16 protein-coding genes and 3 pseudogenes are annotated in these 16,869 nt (G+C 72.9%); 15 read left to right on the forward strand and 4 right to left on the reverse strand.

Annotation, left to right across the window (positions count from 1 at the left end; genetic code table 11):
• Positions 1-6: 6 nt before the first annotated feature.
• The 6 genes from ACIRFL_RS39940 (at position 7) to ACIRFL_RS39965 (ending at position 4,652) form a co-directional block, all read left to right on the forward strand.
• Complete coding sequence (locus ACIRFL_RS39940; protein WP_404039420.1) at positions 7-1,284, forward strand: cytochrome P450; 1,278 nt, start codon at positions 7-9, stop codon at positions 1,282-1,284.
• Between the two features lie 79 nt (positions 1,285-1,363).
• Positions 1,364-1,684 (forward strand): ferredoxin, encoded by a 321-nt coding sequence (locus ACIRFL_RS39945; protein WP_404039423.1) that lies wholly within the window; start codon positions 1,364-1,366, stop codon positions 1,682-1,684.
• Positions 1,681-1,965 carry a phosphopantetheine-binding protein gene (locus ACIRFL_RS39950; protein ID WP_404039426.1) on the forward strand — a complete coding sequence of 95 codons (285 nt, stop codon included), beginning with the start codon at positions 1,681-1,683 and terminating at the stop codon, positions 1,963-1,965. Before ACIRFL_RS39945 ends, ACIRFL_RS39950 begins: the two co-directional genes overlap by 4 nt.
• A 9-nt stretch (positions 1,966-1,974) precedes the next feature.
• Positions 1,975-3,321: an AMP-binding protein gene (locus tag ACIRFL_RS39955; protein ID WP_404039429.1), complete on the forward strand. Its 1,347-nt coding sequence runs from the start codon at positions 1,975-1,977 to the stop codon at positions 3,319-3,321.
• A 123-nt stretch (positions 3,322-3,444) separates the two neighbouring features.
• Positions 3,445-4,251 carry a phosphosulfolactate synthase gene (locus ACIRFL_RS39960; RefSeq protein WP_404039432.1) on the forward strand — a complete coding sequence of 269 codons (807 nt, stop codon included), beginning with the start codon at positions 3,445-3,447 and terminating at the stop codon, positions 4,249-4,251.
• Complete coding sequence (locus tag ACIRFL_RS39965) at positions 4,248-4,652, forward strand: VOC family protein (protein ID WP_404039435.1); 405 nt, start codon at positions 4,248-4,250, stop codon at positions 4,650-4,652. The genes ACIRFL_RS39960 and ACIRFL_RS39965 overlap by 4 nt, the downstream gene beginning before the upstream one ends.
• 67 nt (positions 4,653-4,719) lie before the next feature.
• Here the strand turns inward: ACIRFL_RS39965 and ACIRFL_RS39970 are convergent, their stop codons facing one another.
• Both ACIRFL_RS39970 and hppD read right to left on the reverse strand, forming a co-directional pair.
• Positions 4,720-5,814 carry an alpha-hydroxy acid oxidase gene (locus tag ACIRFL_RS39970; protein ID WP_404039461.1) on the reverse strand — a complete coding sequence of 365 codons (1,095 nt, stop codon included), beginning with the start codon at positions 5,812-5,814 and terminating at the stop codon, positions 4,720-4,722.
• A 52-nt stretch (positions 5,815-5,866) separates the two neighbouring features.
• Positions 5,867-6,982 carry a 4-hydroxyphenylpyruvate dioxygenase gene (gene hppD, locus ACIRFL_RS39975; RefSeq protein ID WP_404039438.1) on the reverse strand — a complete coding sequence of 372 codons (1,116 nt, stop codon included), beginning with the start codon at positions 6,980-6,982 and terminating at the stop codon, positions 5,867-5,869.
• Between the two features lie 261 nt (positions 6,983-7,243).
• Between hppD and ACIRFL_RS39980 the strand changes: the two genes are divergently transcribed.
• The 7 genes and pseudogenes from ACIRFL_RS39980 to ACIRFL_RS40010 all read left to right on the forward strand — a co-directional run.
• Positions 7,244-8,596 carry a PLP-dependent aminotransferase family protein gene (locus ACIRFL_RS39980; protein WP_404039441.1) on the forward strand — a complete coding sequence of 451 codons (1,353 nt, stop codon included), beginning with the start codon at positions 7,244-7,246 and terminating at the stop codon, positions 8,594-8,596.
• Entirely contained in the window at positions 8,593-9,486 is an 894-nt protein-coding gene (locus ACIRFL_RS39985) for a prephenate dehydrogenase (RefSeq protein ID WP_404039443.1), read from the forward strand. Before ACIRFL_RS39980 ends, ACIRFL_RS39985 begins: the two co-directional genes overlap by 4 nt.
• Positions 9,487-9,918: 432 nt before the next feature.
• On the forward strand, positions 9,919-10,482 hold the full coding sequence (locus ACIRFL_RS39990; RefSeq protein WP_404039446.1) for a hypothetical protein: 564 nt from the start codon (positions 9,919-9,921) through the stop codon (positions 10,480-10,482).
• Positions 10,479-11,897 carry a peptidoglycan-binding protein gene (locus ACIRFL_RS39995; protein ID WP_404039449.1) on the forward strand — a complete coding sequence of 473 codons (1,419 nt, stop codon included), beginning with the start codon at positions 10,479-10,481 and terminating at the stop codon, positions 11,895-11,897. Before ACIRFL_RS39990 ends, ACIRFL_RS39995 begins: the two co-directional genes overlap by 4 nt.
• Positions 11,894-12,637: an ABC transporter ATP-binding protein gene (locus ACIRFL_RS40000; protein WP_404039452.1), complete on the forward strand. Its 744-nt coding sequence runs from the start codon at positions 11,894-11,896 to the stop codon at positions 12,635-12,637. The genes ACIRFL_RS39995 and ACIRFL_RS40000 overlap by 4 nt, the downstream gene beginning before the upstream one ends.
• Complete coding sequence (locus tag ACIRFL_RS40005) at positions 12,634-13,902, forward strand: ABC transporter permease (RefSeq protein ID WP_404039455.1); 1,269 nt, start codon at positions 12,634-12,636, stop codon at positions 13,900-13,902. The genes ACIRFL_RS40000 and ACIRFL_RS40005 overlap by 4 nt, the downstream gene beginning before the upstream one ends.
• A gap of 202 nt (positions 13,903-14,104) precedes the next feature.
• Positions 14,105-14,545: pseudogene (locus tag ACIRFL_RS40010) on the forward strand (PPOX class F420-dependent oxidoreductase); the annotation flags it as partial.
• Between the two features lie 341 nt (positions 14,546-14,886).
• Here ACIRFL_RS40010 and ACIRFL_RS40015 read toward each other — a convergent pair.
• Positions 14,887-15,001: pseudogene (locus ACIRFL_RS40015) on the reverse strand (transposase); the annotation flags it as partial.
• Positions 15,002-15,150: 149 nt separating this feature from the next.
• On the opposite strand from ACIRFL_RS40015, the gene ACIRFL_RS40020 reads away from it, so the two are divergent.
• Positions 15,151-15,507: a transposase gene (locus ACIRFL_RS40020; protein WP_404039464.1), complete on the forward strand. Its 357-nt coding sequence runs from the start codon at positions 15,151-15,153 to the stop codon at positions 15,505-15,507.
• Between the two features lie 51 nt (positions 15,508-15,558).
• Positions 15,559-16,373, forward strand: a protein-coding gene (locus tag ACIRFL_RS40025) for an IS5 family transposase (RefSeq protein WP_404039458.1) whose coding sequence is annotated in 2 segments (ribosomal slippage) — positions 15,559-15,898 and positions 15,898-16,373 — 816 coding nt in all. Because the reading frame shifts where the segments join, the coding sequence is not laid out codon by codon here.
• Between the two features lie 309 nt (positions 16,374-16,682).
• On the opposite strand, the pseudogene ACIRFL_RS40030 reads toward ACIRFL_RS40025, so the two are convergent.
• Positions 16,683-16,775, reverse strand: a pseudogene (locus ACIRFL_RS40030) (IS5/IS1182 family transposase); the annotation flags it as partial.
• Positions 16,776-16,869 lie beyond the last annotated feature (94 nt).

Genomic DNA, 16,869 nt, shown 5'->3' on the forward strand with positions numbered 1-16,869 from the left:
GGAGCCATGTCCGAGGCAGCCACGTCCGCGGCGGCCACGCCCGGCGCGGGCCCACCCGCCGCGTCCCGCGCGGCCGGCCGGGGCGCGGCCGAGCCCCCGCTCGTCTACGCCCGCCGTGACCGGTTCGCCCCGGCCGCCGCCCTGCGCGAACTGGCCGCCCGCTGCCCCGTCACGCGCGTGGACGTCGGCCCGGGCACCGACGGTCAGTCCGTCTGGCTGGTCACCGGCTACGCCGAGGTCCGCCAGGTGCTCGGCGACCACGTCCGCTTCTCCACCCGCCGGCGCTTCGGTTCGAAGACCGCGACCGGCCGGGAGGCGGGTGTCCGGCCCGACCCGATGGTGGGGCAGCTCATGGACTACGACCCGCCCGAACACACCCGGCTGCGGCAGATCCTCACCCCCGAGTTCACCCTCCGCAGGGTCCGCAGGCTCCGCCCGCGGATCGACGCGATCGTCGGCGAACGGCTTGACGCCCTGTCGGCGGCCGGCCCGCCCGCCGATCTGGTACGGGCGTTCGCGCTGCCGGTGCCCGGCGCCGTACTGTGCGAACTCATCGGAGTACCCCGCGACGACCGCGAGGAGTTCCTGCACCGCTGCCACGGCTTCCTCGCCGAGGGCCGGGGCCGCACTCGGCGGGCCGCCGTCGGGGAACTGCTCTCCCGGTACCTCGCGGCGATGGTGGCACGGCAGCGCAGCGACCCCGACGACGGCTTCCTCGGCATGCTGGTGCGCGAGCACGGCGACGAGATCACCGACAAGGAACTGCGGGGCGTGTGCGTCCTGTTGGTTCTGGCGAGCCTCGACAACCTCTCCGGCATGCTGGGCCTCGGCACCCTGCTGCTGCTCGAACACCCGGAGCAGCGCGACGCCGCGCGCGAGGACCCGGGCGCGGTGGACCGCGCGGTCGACGAACTGCTGCGCCATCTCGCGGTGCCGCACGCGCCGACCCCGCGCATCGCCCGCACGGACGTCACCGTGGGAGGGCAGCTCATCAAGGAAGGGGAGTACGTCGTCTGCTCGCTGCCGATGGCCAACCGGGATCCCGCGCTGCTGCCCGAGCCCGACCGCTTCGACATCACCCGCGAGCCGACCGCCCACGTCACCTTCGGGCACGGCATCCACCACTGCCTGGGCGCGCCCCTCGCCCGGATGCTGCTCGGCGTCTGCTACCCCGCGCTGTTCGGGCGCTTCCCGCGGCTTCGGCTCGCGGAGCCCGCGGCCACGGTTCCGTTCCGCGTGCACGCGCTCGCGCACGGCGTGGACCGGCTGCCGGTCACCTGGTGAACGGCGCCCGGGAGAAGCCCCCATGAACGGCGGCCGTGCGGCAGGCCGTCCGGCACGAGGACAAGGAGAGGACGGAGCGATGAGCGAGACGGCACGGACGCGAGCGCCGGGCGCGACGACCGCGACGAGCGGGACGGGCGATCCGAAGGGGGCGCGGGACCGGACAAAGGGGCCGCGTGTCGAGGTCGACCGCGGCCGGTGCGTGGGCTCCGGCATGTGCCTGGCCCATGTCCCCGCAGTGTTCGACCAGTCGGACCGGGACGGCAGGGTCCTGCTGGTCGAACCGCTGCCCCGGGCCGGCGTGGTGCCCGCGGTGCGGGCCGCCGCCGAGCGCTGCCCGTCCGGCGCGATCACCCTGCACGAGCCCGGCCGGCCGGGCCAGGACCTGGAGGAGGAATGATGGAGAAGAGTGCCGCGGGTACGGCGGCCGAGTCCACCCGGGCGGCGGTACGCGACGTCGTGGCGCCCCTGTGGTGCGAGGCACTACAGGTGGCCGAAGTGTCCGACGAGGACCACTTCTTCGCGCTCGGCGGCCATTCGCTGGCCGCCCTGCACGTGATGACCACGGTCGAGGACACCTACCGGATCGAGCTGGGCGGGGTCCGCGACATCTGGGAGAACCCGACCCTCGGTGAGTTCGTCGCGGCCGTCGCGGCGCTCGTCACCGGACCCGCCGAGTAGGCCCCGGCCATGCGGGCGGATCGCACCCCCGGCCTGCTGCCGGCGCTCCAGGAGGGCCGGGCCCGCATCGAGGTGGCCGGGCAGCGCCTCGAAGGAGACGACCTCACCGGGGCCGTCGGCGCGCTCGCCCGGTCCCTGGCCGGCGCCCGCAGGGTGGCGGTCGTGGCACACCCGAGCGTCGCCACCGTCGTCGCCGTCGCGGGCGTCCTCACGGCCGGGGCCACCGCGGTCCCGGTGCACCCGGCGGCCGGAGCACCGGAACGCGCGCACATCCTGCGCGACGCCGAGGTCGACCTCGTGCTGGACGAGCCCGCCCTCACCGACCGGGCCGCGCCGCCGCCCGAACCGGCCGCCGACGCCGCGCCCGCGCTGATCCTGTACACCTCCGGATCCACCGGACCGCCCAAGGGCGTCGTCATTCCGCGCCGCGCGATCGCCGCGAGCCTCGACGCCCTCGTCGCGCTCTGGCAGTGGACCCCCGACGACGTACTCGCCCACGCGCTGCCGCTGTCCCATGTGCACGGTCTCGTCTTCGGCGTCCTCGGCCCGCTGCGCATCGGCTCACCGCTCGTGCACACCGGCCGCTATCTCGTCCCCGTACCCGGCGCCTCCGTGTACTTCGGCGTGCCCGCCCTGTGGGGGTCCATGGGCGCGGCCGACCTCGGCCGGCTGGCCGCCGCCCGGCTGCTGGTGTCCGGCGCGGACCGGCTCCCGCGGGCGGTCGCCGAGCGGGTGCGACGGCTGTCCGGGCACCGGATCCTCAACCGGTACGCCATGACCGAGACCCTCGTCATCGCCTCCCCGCGCGCCGCGGACCTGCGGGCCGGGCTGCCGGCCGGCTCGGTGGGACACCCGGTGCCGGGCATGCGGGTGCGGCTCGCCGACCCGGACGCGCAGGGCGCCGGCGAGGTCCAGGTGCGCGGCAGCGGGCTGTTCTCCGGGTATCTGGGGAGCGGCCCCGCGGTCGACGAGGACGGCTGGTTCGGCACCGGCGACCTCGGCGAGTGGCTGCCGGACGGCTCGCTGCGGCTGCTCGGCCGCAAGGACACCGACCTGATCAAGAGCGGCGGCTACCGGGTCGGCGCCGGCGAGGTGGAGGACGCGCTCCTCGCCCACCCGGCCGTCGCGGAGGCCGCGGTGATCGGTGTGCCCGACGCCCGGCTCGGGCAGCGGGTCGCCGCCTGGATCGTCGCGGACCGGCCGGACCGGGCCGCCCTCGCAGCCTTCCTCGCCGCCCGCCTCGCCCCCTACAAGCTTCCGCAGGAGATCCACGTGGTGGAGGCCCTGCCGCGCACCGCCCTCGGCAAGGTGCACAAGGGCCGGCTCGCGGCGGAGTCACCCCGCCGGACCGGCTGAAACCGCTCCGAACGGACGGTCCCGAAACCGGCACCTCAGGCACCTCAGGCACGTCAGGCACCTCAGGCATGTCAGGTGCGTCAGTCCATCAGAACTCCGAAGAGACAAGGGAGTTGGCAGGTCATGCCACAGTCCTGCACACCGCCGTCCGCGTCGGCCCCGCTGGACCTGCCGGTGCGCGCGCCCAAGCCCCGTGCCCGCGGACGCACCATGGTCATCGACGGCGGGGCGCCGCTCCGCTGGTTCGAGGACGTCGTGGACAGCGCGGGCGACTTCATCGACGTGGTCAAGTTCGGCTGGGGGACGGCGCTCGTCACCACGGGCATCAAACACAAGACAGAGGTGCTGCGTCAGCACGGCATCCCCTACATGTTCGGCGGCACCCTCTTCGAGAAGTACGTCCTGTGCGGCCGGTTCGAGGGCTACCGGGGCCTGTGTCTGGAACACGGCTGCGACGTCGTCGAGGTCTCCGACGGCACCATCGACCTCGCGCCCGAGGACAAGGCCCGGCACATCACCCGGCTCGCCGCCGACTTCGAGGTCGTCTCGGAGGTCGGCTTCAAGGACCCGCACCGCTCGGAGCGTTTCGCCCCCAGCCAGTGGATCGCCGGCATCCGGCGCGATCTCGACGCGGGGGCGGGCTCGGTCATCCTGGAGGCCCGCGAGAGCGGTACCAGCGGGATCTGCCGGGCCGACGGGGAACCGCGGTTCGGCCTGATCGAGGACATCCTCGCCGCCGGCCTGCCCACCGACCTGCTCATCTTCGAGGCGCCCACGAAACAACTCCAGACGTATTTCGTGAAACGCGTCGGCAGCAATGTCAACCTCGGCAACATCGCCCTCACGGACGTCATCGCCGTGGAAACGCTCCGGCTCGGTCTGCGCGCCGACACACTGCTGGCCGTCGACGCATCAGGAGTACGCCCGTGAGGAATTCCGCAGACGCCTTCCACCTCGCGATTCCGGCCCGTGATCTGGACCGCGCCGCAGGTTTCTACAATCAGCTGCTCGGCTGTCCGATCGCCCGCCGCTACACCGACCGCGTCACCTTCGACTTCTTCGGCGACCAACTCGTCTGCCATTACTCGCCGGACGAGCCGGTCGCGGCCCGACCGCAGCTCTATCCACGGCATTTCGGAGTGACGTTCCACTCGCGCGCCGACTTCGAGGCACTGCTGCGCCTGGTCGAGGTGCGGAAGGTGCCGGTCTTCCAGGAGGTGCGGTCCCGGTTCGAGGGAACCGTCGAGGAGCACCGCACCCTGGTCCTGGTGGATCCGACCGGCAACCTCCTGGAGTTCAAGCACTACACCGACCCGCGGATGATGTACTGACGCCCCGCGGACGCCCGCCCGCCTCTCCACGGGCGACGTCCTGACTCCCCGCGGCTGACGCACCGACTCACGGCAGCCGCGCCGTCCGCAGCTCCCGCGCACCGGCCGCCGACGCACAGCCCGCTAGCCCCAGCGCGTCCCGGAACTCCTCGGCCAGCAGGTCGAGCACCCGCCGCACGCCGGCCTGCCCGCCCGCGGCGAGCCCCCACACCGGCGGCCGGCCCACCAGCACCGCCGAGGCGCCCAGGGCCAGCGCCTTGAGGATGTCCGTGCCGCTGCGCACCCCGCCGTCCATCAGCACCTCGCAGGATTCCCCGACCGCCTCGGCCACCGCGGGCAGCGCCTCGACGGCGGGCAGCGCGCCGTCGAGCTGGCGCCCCCCGTGGTTGGACACCACCACCGCGCTCACCCCGAGGCCGGCCGCGCGCACCGCGTCCTCCGGCGCGAGGATCCCCTTCAGGACGATCGGCAGCCGGGTCGCCGACCGCACCTCCTCCACACACGACCAGGTCAGCGCAGGGGAGAACGCCTCCGCCGTGTGCGCGGCCAGCGCCGAGCCGGCCGCCTGCGACCGGTGGGCCGCCGAACGCGCGCCGGAGCCCAGATGCGCTGCCCGCACCTGCCCGGGCAGCGCGAACCCGTTGCGTACGTCGCGCAGCCGGCGCCCCATCCACGGCACGTCCACGGTGAGCACCAGCGCCTCACAGCCCGCGTCCTCGGCCCGGCGGGCCAGATCCGCGGAGCGCCCGCACTCGCGCAGCCAGTACAGCTGGAACCACACCCGGCCCCCGGCCGCCGCGACCTCCTCCACGGGCACACTGCTCAGCGTCGCCACCGTGAACGGCACGCCCGCCTCCCGCGCGGCCCGGCCCGTCGCCGACTCGCCCTCGGGATGCGCCAGCCGGTGATAGGCGACCGGCGCGACGGCGAGCGGCATCCGGGCCGGCCGCCCGAGCAGCGTGGTGTCCGTCGCGCACCCGGAGACGTCCCGCAGCACCCGAGGCGTCACGAAGACCCGGTCGAAGGCCGCGCGGTTCGCCGCGAGGGTCGCCTCGCGGCCCGCGCCGCCCGCGACGAAGTCCCACACGTCACGGGGCAGTACGGCCGCCGCCGCCCGCTCCACGTCGTCCAGGTCGTGCAACTCCTCAAGCGCGGGCGGCAGATCCGGGGCGCCGGACGGCCCCGGATCGCCCGCCCCGCCCCGGCTGCCCCGGTCAGCGGTCGGCACGCCGCCCCACCCGCTCCAGCTCCACGGCCTCGTACAGCGCCTTGATGTTGGAACTGCCGAAGGTCTGCGCCCCCCGGCGCTCGATGACCTCGTGGAAGAGGGTGCCGCGCGGGTGCGTGGAGGAGGTGAAGATCTGGAACAGCTGGCCGCCGTGATCCTCGTCGACCAGCAGGTTCGTCGCCCGCAGGTCCTCCAGCGTGTGCGACTTGAGGTCGATCCGCTCGCTCAGCAGGTCGTAGTACGTCCCCGGGGTGCGCAGGAACGCGACGCCCCGCGCCGACAGCGCCCGCACGGAGCGGACGGCGTCGTCGGCGGAGAACGCCAGGTGCTGGACGCCCGGGCCGTGATGGCTCTTCAGGAAGTCGTCGATCTGCCCCGGCTGCGCCTTCGGATCGGGCTCGATCAGCGTCAGCGTGACCGCCTCGGACCCGGCGCTCTGCACGACCTTGGACTCCATCGCCTGGGCGCCGACGGTGATCCGCTCCTGGAAGATCTCCCGGAAGCCGAGGGTGCGCCGGTAGAACCGGACCGTCGCGTCGAGGTCGCCCGCGTCGAGACACACCGCGAAGTGGTCCACGTCCAGCAGCCCGACGTCGCCGCCGGCCGTGTCCCGCACGCCCGGCACCGGCACGAACCCGGCCGGCAGGCCAGGCCCCTCGCCCGGGGCCCGCTCCACCAGGGTGTGCACCACGTCGCCGAATCCGGAGACGACGGCCGTCGTGCGCGCTCCGGGACCCTCGTGCCGGGTGGGCGGGCGCACCGGTTCCGCGCCGCCCGCCACCGCCGCGGCGAAGGCCGCGGACACATCGGCGGTGCTCAGGGCGATGTCGGCGACACCGTCGCCGTGCGTGGCGACGTACGCGGCCGCGGGATGCCGCCCCGAGGCCGCCGCGGTGAGCACCAGAGTCGTCCGCCCCTGGCGCAGGGCGATGCCCCGGTGCTCGGCGAAGGAAGCGGTGCCGACGACCGTGAAGGCATAGCCGTCGACCCACGCGGACACCGCCCGGTCGAGGTCGTCGACGTACAACTCGACGTAGTCGACGGCGAGATCGGTCGGCCCGGCGGGTTCGCCGGCCGTGGGCTGTACAGGTGGAACCGTCATGAGAGTCCTCCGGCCCGGTAATGATTCGGATGCGGCTGGATTCGGCTGCCTCGGACCGTCGCACCAAATGCGCCGCACGGATTGCGCAGTTCCTCTTCAACGGCGCGTCTTTACTGTCGGTCGGCGAGGTCGAATACTTCTGATGCGGCCCCGATCGTACGGAGACCGGCGGATTACCGCACCTGTCAAAAATGACGGCGCGGCCAGGGAAGACTGTGCCTCGACCGTATTGCCGCCCATTCCCGATGAAGGACTCAGGTGATGGAAATCCTGGAATCCGAGATCATCCGGGCCGAGTTGTCCGCGGCCACCCTGCACGCCTCGCTCGGCGATGTGTCGATGACGTCCATGACCCTGCTCAACGAGGTCGCGGGCAGGTATCCCGACGCGATCTCGTTCGCCGCAGGCCGCCCCTACGAGGGCTTCTACGACGTGAAGCTGCTCCACGAGTACCTGCGGATCTTCTGTCACCACCTGCGCACGGAACGGGGGATGAGCGAGGCGCAGGTCGCCCGGACGCTGTTCCAGTACGGCGACACCAAGGGGATCATCGCCGACCTCGTGGCACGCGCCCTCGCCGCGGACGAGGGGATCGAGGCCGACCCGGCGTCCGTCGTCGTCACGGTCGGCTGCCAGGAAGCGATGTTCCTGGTGCTGCGCGCGCTGCGGGCCGACGACCGCGACGCGCTGCTCGCGCCGAGCCCGACCTACGTCGGCCTGACCGGGGCCGCGCTCCTCGCCGATCTGCCCGTGCTGCCCGTGCGCACCGACGCGGACGGCATCGACCTGGCCGACCTTGTGACCGGGCTGCGTACGGCGCGGGCCGCGGGCCGCCGGGTCCGCGCCTGCTACGTCACCCCCGACTTCGCCAACCCGATGGGCGTGAGCATGTCGCTCGCGGACCGGCACCGGCTGCTCGAACTCGCCGCGTGCGAGGATCTGTTGCTCCTGGAGGACAACGCCTACGGGCTGCTGAACAGCGCCGCCGAACGGCCGGCCACCCTGAAGGCGCTCGACCGGCACGAACGCGTCGTCTACCTCGGGTCGTTCGCCAAGACCGGCATGCCGGGCGCGCGGGTGGGCTACGTCGTGGCCGGACAGCGGGTGACCGGACCGGGCGGCGGCTCGCTGCTCGCCGACGAACTGTCGAAGATCAAGAGCATGCTCACGGTGAACACGGCGCCCATCGCCCAGGCGATCGTGGGCGGCAAACTGCTCGCCCACGGCTGCGGCCTGGCCGACGCCAACCGCCGCGAGACCGAGGTGTACCACCGCAACCTGCGACAGGTGCTCGACGGCCTCGACCGGCGGCTCGGCGGGTACCCGGACGTCTCCTGGAACGTCCCGACGGGCGGCTTCTTCATCGTGCTCACCGTCCCGTTCACCGTCGACGACGACCTGCTGGCGCACGCGGCACGGCGGCACGGCGTGCTGTTCACGCCCATGCACCACTTCTACGGCTCCACCGCCGGACACCGGCAACTGCGCCTGTCCATCAGCACATTGACGCCCGACCGGATCGAGGAGGGACTGGACCGGCTGGCCGCGCTGGTCGAGGAGGGGCGGGCCGAACACGAAGGCACGGGGGAGCACATCCCGAGTGGTGCACGGTGACCGTCCGCACCCTCGCGGTCGTCGGCACCGGCCTCATCGGCACGTCCGTGGCGCTCGCGGCGCGCCGGCACCGGGTCACCGTCTACCTCTTTGACCGGGACGAGTCCGCCGTCCGCGCCGCCGCGGCCCTCGGCGCGGGACGCCCCGAACCTCCGCCCCGCCCCGTCGACCTGGCGGTACTCGCGGTGCCGCCCAGCCAGATCGCCCCGGTCCTCGCGCGCGAGCAGGCGCGCGGCCTCGCCCGGAGCTACACCGACGTGGCGAGCGTGAAGGCGCGCCCCGAACGGGAGATCCTCGCCACCGCGCCCGATCCGTCCTCCTACATCGGCGGCCACCCCATGGCCGGCCGCGAACGCTCGGGCCCCCTCGCGGCCCGCGCGGAGCTGTTCCAGGGCCGCCCCTGGGTGCTCACCCCGACCCGGTTCACCGCCAAGCCCGCCTTCGACCGCGCCCTCGACCTCATCACGCTGTGCGGCGGGGTCCCGCGGGTGATGCGGGCCCGGGCACACGACGACGCGGTCGCGCTGATCTCCCACGCGCCGCACCTGCTGGCCAGCCTGATGGCGGCCCGGCTGCGGGACGGCCCGGCGCCGGCTGCCCGGCTGGCCGGCCAGGGGGTGCGGGACGTCACCCGGATCGCCCGTGGCGACTCACGGCTGTGGGGCGACATCGTGGAGTCCAACGCGGCGGCCGTCGCGGCGGTGCTCACCCGCCTCCAGGAGGAGCTGGCCGGGGTGCTGGCCGCCCTGTACGACCTGGCCCAGCCGGACGGCGGCCCGGGCCCCGAGACCCGCGGCAAGAGCCGCCACACCCTCGTCGACCTCCTGGAACGGGGAATCGCCGGCGTGGGCGAACTACCGGAGGACCGACCGGAGAACAGCGACCACTGACCACACCCCCGCCGGGCCGACCGTGGACGGGCCACGCCTGCTGCCGACGTCGACGACGGTGACCGTTGACGGCAGCGGGCGCCGAGTGCGGCGGGTGTCGAGCGTGGCGGCGGCGGGGAGCAGGCCTGCCTCCGTGGCGGTCCGGGTGACCGCCGTGACGGGGGACGGGCTGACCGGGAACCGTAGCTGCGGGGCCGGGGAGGGCCGTAGCAGAACCGGCGGCGCCCGTGGCAGGGGACCGGCGACGGCTGTGGCGGCCCCCCGGTCACCTCGTCGACGCGGTGCACGGAGTGTCCCCGCTCCCTGTGCGAGCGCCTCGCGGACTGTCCCCGGTCCCTGCCCGGGCGCGTCGTGGGCGGTGGGTGTGGAGCCTGTATCCGGGCGGTTGGTTGTGCCCGTGCTGTGACCGTCGCCCGCGTAGAACTTGGCCCCATGTTCACCACACACAAACGAACCGCCTCCACCGTGCTCGCGGTCTCGGCGCTGCTCACCGGGGCGCTCCTCACCGGCTGTTCCGAAGGGTCCTCGTCCAACGAGGCGAAGTCGTCCGGCGGCGTGGAAGCCTCCCCGACCAGCCCCGAGGACCAGGGGCTGGCGTTCTCGCGGTGCATGCGGGAGAACGGCGTACCCGCCTTCCCCGACCCGGAGGCCGGCGGGCTCCAGCTCAGTCCGGACAGCGGCATCGACCCCAACTCCGCCGAATTCCAGGGCGCTTTGCAGGCGTGCCGCGACAAGATGCCCCAGGGCCAGCTCGGCGGGGGCGGCGCGGGCGCCGGCCAGCCGCTCGACTCCGCCAAGGTCGCCGCCTGGGCGAAGTGCATGCGGGAGAACGGCCTGCCGAAACTCCCCGACCCGGAGATCAACGGCGGCAACATGGCCCTCGACTTCGCGGGCAGCGGCATCAACCCCGGCAGCCAGGAGTTCCAGAACGCCCGGATGGCCTGCCAGGACAAGTGGCCCGGCGGCGGCCTCACCGGCACGGGCGGTGGCCAGTGACCGCACCCGACGAGACCCGAGAGCGGGAACAGGACGCGGACACCGGGGAGCGCCGCCCGCCGGGCGACGCCCCCGGACCGCCCGGCGGCCCCGACGGCGCAGGCGGCGGCCCGGACCCCTCGCGCGCGCTGGAACTGCGGGGGCCCGGCACGGTGTCACCGCCGGACACCGCGGACCTCCCGGCCCGGGTCGGCACACCCGCACGCGAGGTGGACCGCCCCGAGACGGACCCGGCCGCCCCGTTGACCGCGGCCGCCGCCGAGCCGCCCGCCGGTGACGACGTCCCCGCCCGGCCGAGCCCCCGCCGGCACCGCCCGCTGCGTACCGCCGCGCTCGTCACCGTCGCGATCGCCGTGGTCGCCGGGGCGGGAGCGGCCAGCGCCGGCGTCCTCGGTGGCGACGGGGGCGGCACCGACTCCGCCGCTCCCGACGCCCCGCCGAACACCACCGAGGTGCGGCGCACCACGCTCACCCGCACCGAGACCGTGCAGGGCACGCTGGGCCACGGCGACGTGTCGGCCGTACAGGCGCCGTCCGGTCCGCAGGGCGGCGGCGGCATCGTCACCTGGGTGCCCGCCGACGGCGATGTCATCAAGCGGGGCGACGCCGTCTACCGGGTGGCGGAACAGCAGGTCCCGCTCCTGTACGGCTCGCTGCCCTTGTACCGGCAGCTGGCGCAGGGCACCGAGGGCGCGGACGTGCGCCAGCTGGAGAAGAACCTCGCCGCACTGGGCTACACCGGGTTCACCGTCGACGACGAGTACACCTCGGGCACCGCCGACGCCGTACGCGAGTGGCAGAAGGATCTGGACCGCGCGGAGACCGGCACCGTACGGCCCGGCGACGCCGTGATCGCCGACGGCGCCCGGCGTGTCGCCGAGGTGCGGGTGGTGCCCGGGGTGCCGCTCGGCGGCACCGTCCTGACCTGGACCGGCACCGAACGCGCCGTGAGCGTCGACCTCGACGCACAGTTCGAGGACCTGGTCCACAAGGGCACCAAGGCGACCGTCACCCTGCCCGACGACACCACCGTGCAGGCCGAGGTCACCGACATCGGCACCCCGACCACCGGCGGGGACGCCGGCGCCTCCGGCGGTGGATCGGGCGGTGGATCGGGCGGCGCCGACAAGGCCACCCTCCCCGTGGAGCTGAAGGTGGCCGCGCAGCAGCGGCTCGGCCGCTACCAGGCCGCCTCCGTCGACGTCGTACTGAAGGCGGAGACCCACGACAACGTGCTCGTGGTGCCCGTCAACGCCCTGGCGGTGCGCAGCGGCGGCGGCTACGCCGTGGACGTCGTCGCACCCGACGGCACGGTGGACCGCAAGCCGGTCGAGGTCGGCATGTTCGCCGACAGCATGGTCGAGATCTCCGGCAAGGGCATCGCCGACGGCACCGTCGTGGGGGTGCCGAAGTGACCGCGACACCGGTCCCGGTGGTCGAACTCGCCTCAGTCACCAAGAAGTACGGGGACGTCCACGCGCTGAAGAGCGCCGACCTCGTCATCCGGCGCGGCGAACTGCTCGCCGTCGTCGGCCCGTCCGGCTCCGGTAAGTCCACGATGCTCAACATCATGGGCACCCTCGACCGCCCCACCACCGGCTCCGTCCGTATCGACGGGCACGACGTGGACCGCCTCTCCGACCGGGAGCTGTCGGCGTTGCGCGCCCAGACGATCGGGTTCGTGTTCCAGCAGTTCCATCTCGCCCCCGGCGTACCGGCGCTGGACTCCGTCGCGGACGGGCTGCTCTACAGCGGACGCTCCCGCGGCGAGCGGCGCCGGCTGGCCGAGCGCGCGCTGCGCAGGGTCGGTCTCGGGCACCGCCTGCGGCACGAGCCGCACCAGCTGTCGGGCGGCGAGAAGCAGCGCGTGGCCATCGCCCGCGCGGTCCTCGGGGATCCGCCGCTGCTGCTGGCCGACGAGCCGACCGGCGCGCTCGACTCGCGCTCCGGCGCCGTGGTGATCGAACTGCTCCACGAACTGCACCGGGCGGGCACCACGGTCGTCGTGATCACCCACGACCGGGACATCGCCGCCTCGCTGCCGCGCGAGGTACGGATCAAGGACGGCGGCATCGAGTACGACACCGCGCGGGAGCGCGGCGGCGCGCAGCCCGGTGCGCCCGCGTCCGCGGTCCTGGAGGAGGCGACGCGATGAGCGTGACGACAGAGCGCTCGCCGCAGGGTTTGCCGCCCTGCGGCGCGGGCCGGCCGGGTTCGGCCGTGCGACCCCGTCCGAAGCCCGCCCGGCTCAGCCCCGCGGACGTGCTGCGGGTCGGCGGATCCGGGCTGCGGTCGAGGCCGATGCGGGTGTTCCTGTCGGCGCTCGGCATCGCGATAGGCATCGCCGCGATGGTCGGTGTGGTCGGCATCTCCACGTCGAGCACGGAGGACCTGGACCGGCGGCTCGCCGCGCTGGGCACCAATCTGCTCACGGTCACCCCGGGCCAGTCGTTCGCGGGCGGCACCGCCCATCTGCCGGACGACTCCATCGGGATGATCGGGAACATCGACGGTGTCACCTCGGTGTCCGCGCTCGGCCGGACCACCGCGAAGGTGTACCGCAACGACCGCGTCCCCAAGCAGGAGACCGGCGGACTGACCGTCTCCGCGGCCCGTACGGACCTGCCGCGCGCGGCCGGCCTGGAGATCGTCGACGGCCGGTGGCTGAACGCCGCCAACGCGCGCTATCCCGCGGTGGTCCTCGGTCCCAAGGCCGCCGAGCAGTTGGGCGTCTTCCGGGCGGGGGCCGACACCCGGGTGTGGCTCGGCGAGCAGTGGTTCACCGTGGTCGGCCTGCTGGCGCCCAACGAACTGGTCCCCGAGCTGGACTCCGCGGCGCTGGTCGGCTGGCCGGTCGCGGAGCGGGAGCTGGACTTCGACGGCCACCCGACGACGGTCTACACCCGCACCGCCGAATCGGCCGTCACCGACGTGCAGTCCGTGCTCGGCGCCACCGCCAACCCGGAGAACCCGAACGAGGCCAACGTGTCGCGGCCCTCCGACGCCCTGGAGGCCAAGCAGGCCACCGACGACACCCTCAGCGGGCTGCTCCTCGGGCTCGGCGCGGTCGCGCTGCTCGTCGGCGGGGTCGGCGTGGCCAACACCATGGTCATCTCCGTGCTGGAGCGCCGCTCCGAGATCGGCCTGCGGCGGTCGCTGGGTGCGACGCGCGGCCAGGTGCGTACCCAATTCCTGTGTGAGGCCTTGCTGTTGTCCGCGCTCGGCGGGCTCGGCGGAGTGCTCCTCGGCATCGCCGTCACCTCTGGGTACGCCGCCTACCAGGGCTGGCCCTCGGTGGTGCCCATGTGGGCGATGGCCGGCGGCGTCGGGGCGACCCTCGTCATCGGCGGCCTCGCGGGCTTCTACCCGGCCGTCCGGGCCGCGCGGCTGCCGCCCACGGAGGCGCTGGCCACGACCTGACCGCAGCGCCCCGGTTCCGCGGTGTCCTCGCCCGTCGCCATCCCCCGTAGGCGGCGAGGGCACCGCTCCGCCGTGCCCGCACACAGGCGCCTCAGAAGTGTCGGCATCCGCCGCAACTGTCCGCTGGGAGGGCTCTGTTGAGGCCTCCGGGGCCCGGCCCGGTCCCGGCCTGGACAGGCGCCCGTTCCCGTACGCTCGCCGCATGGCAGAGGAATCAGCGAAGGCCGGCGACGACGCCCTGTTCCAGCTGCTCGGTCAGCACCGGATCGGCACGCTCGTGACACTCAAGCGCGACGGCCGCCCCCAGCTGTCGAACGTGGGTTACGCCTACGACCCGCAGGCACGCCTCATCCGGCTCATGGTCACCTACAACCGTGCCAAGACCCGCAATCTGCGCCGCGATCCGCGCGCCGGCTTCTTCGTCACCAGCCCCAACGGCTACGCCTACATGGTCGCCGAGGGCGAGGCCGAACTGACGCCCATCACCACGGACCCGCACGACGCGGTCGCCGACGAACTCGTCGTGGTCTTCCGCGGGTTCCAGGGCGAGCACCCCGACTGGGAGGGTTTCCGCCGGGCCATGGTCGCCGAACGACGGCTGGTCGTCAGGCTTCCGGTGGCCCGCGTGTACGGCGCGGCCGGCCGCCGTCTGTCGGGTCCGCGCGGCGCGGGCGCGGCTCAGGGCCCCGGGCTCACCCTCGGCACGGGCACCCCGCCGGGGAACGCCACCGTCGGTTCCCCGAACTCCGGCCCCGACCTGCGGTCCGGCACCGCGTAGGCCACGCGCTACCAGCGCCACCGCCCCGCGGCCGACGGGCGTGTGGCGGGACTCTGCGCCGGGGTGCGCCGGTCGGCTGCGGGGAGCCTCAGCAGCCGTCGTCGACGAGGCCGAACGAGACGTGGTGGTCGGCCTCGCGAACGCGGCCACCCCCGGAATCGACCCCGAAACAGGCCACCGCACCCCGGCACCGGGAGATCCACCCCGCTGGGGTGGAACTGGGTGAGCAGGCCGCGTATCCGGTTGGAGGTGCGGGTGGCCTCGGCGGCCAGGTCCTGGTCGAAGCCGAACTAGCACGGTCAGTTCGGCGGTGATCTCGTCGGCTCTCTCGCAGGACCGCGGAAAACACAACGGGGGGTAACTGCTGTCCCCGGGAAGGGCTTTGGCGTCAGCGCAGCTGCTGGTGATCCACTTGTGGGATCGGACCTTGTAGATTCCTGCGAGATTGCCACCGTGCTGGTTTCGGGTGCATCCGAGGCGGCTGCCGCCGTAGTCCGTGCCGGAGTAGTACCGCGACGCCGGCGTACTACCGCGGGCCGCGGCGGCGCCGGCCAGTCAAACTCCGCGGGGACAAGGCCTACTTCTCCGCCGAGCACCTCACCTGGCTGCGCGAACGCGGACTGGTCCCCCGTATCGCGCGTCCCGGGATCGAATCGAGTGAGCGGCTCGGCCGACACCGCTGGAAGATCGAGCGGTCGATCGCCTGGCTGTTCGGCTACCGCCGGCTCACCGTCCGGTACGAGAGAAAGGGATCTCACTTCCTCGCCTTCCTTGGCCTGGCAGCTGCCCTCACCTGCTACAAGAAGCTCGCAAAACTCACCACGTGAGACATCCCCTTAGACCGTGTCCTACGTGGTGAGGCGGTCTTTGGTCTGTGTATGGGGGGTACGTGGAGTTGGATTGTTCCGGACGGGCTGTGGGAGATCGCGAAGCCGCTGATCCCGCCGTCGAAGGTGCGTCCCCAGGGCGGCGGGACGCAGGACACGCCTGATGAGACGCTGTTCGCGGCGATCGTCTACGTGCTGGTCAGCGGCTGCGCCTGGCGATCCTTGCCACCCTGCTTCGGCATATCGAAGTCGACCGCCCACCGCCGGTTCCTGATCTGGTCGAGGGCCAGCGTCTGGGGTCGACTGCACGAAGCCGTGCTGCACCGGCTCGACGACGCCGGCTTCATCGACGTCACCCGCGTCGTCCTCGACACCGCCCACGTCAGGGCCAAAAAGGGGGCGAACACACAGGTCCGAGCCCTGTGGACCGGGGTAAGCCGGGCTCCAAGATGCACGTCCTGTCGGATGCGAACGGACTGCCTCTCCTCGTCGGCGTCTCGGCCGGCAACACCCACGACAGCGAGGGGCTGAAGCCCATGATCGCCGGTCACCAAACGAGACACGACCCCCACCGCGGCCGGTACTTCAAGCCCCAGCGCCTGCATGCGGACAAGGCCTACGATCGCGCCGACCTGCGCAGATGGCTTCGCTGGAAGCGCATCGGAGTACGCATCGCACGCAAAGGAATCGAGTCCAGCGAACGATTAGGGCGACGCCGGTGGGTGATCGAGCGCACCATGTCGTGGCTGTCGGGCTACCGCCGATTGAGCCCCCGCTACGAGCGCAATCCTCGCAACTACCTGGCCTTTCTCGGACTCGCCGCCGCCCTGTGCTGCTACAAGAGACTCCTTCGCCTCACCACGTAGGACACGGTCTGAATCCAGTAACGACCGCCGCACGAACGGGTAGTTGCCCGGCCGAGTCACTGCCCAGCGCCATAGAGTTCTCACCTTACGAGTGAGGAGTGAACGGTGGCATACGCAGCGAAGCCGGACTTCGAACATAACCTCGCGGATTTCGGCTCGGCGAGATTCACTCAGCTTCGGCCTGGTCAGCGCCAGGTACTCGCCGCGTACGCGGAGCAGCACCTCGACGCTGCAGACCTGGCCATCGAGATGCCCACCGGCGAGGGCTCGCTGTCAACGCCGACGAGAGGCCCCCAGATAGGCGTGATCTCATGGGCGGTGGATCGGGCGTTCGTGCCAGCGGTGGGTGGTCCATGCCCGTCGAATCATGCTACGGACGGTGCTGATGGTGTCGGCGAGGTCGGGCCTTGTCCCCGAGGAGTGGACACCTGTTCGTGTCGTTATGCGGCAAGTGTCAGGGTAGCTGACTGCTGTTCGTAGGCGATCGGCGCCTGCT

Source organism: Streptomyces sp. NPDC102462 (assembly GCF_044765425.1).
Classification (GTDB): Bacteria; Actinomycetota; Actinomycetes; order Streptomycetales; family Streptomycetaceae; genus Streptomyces.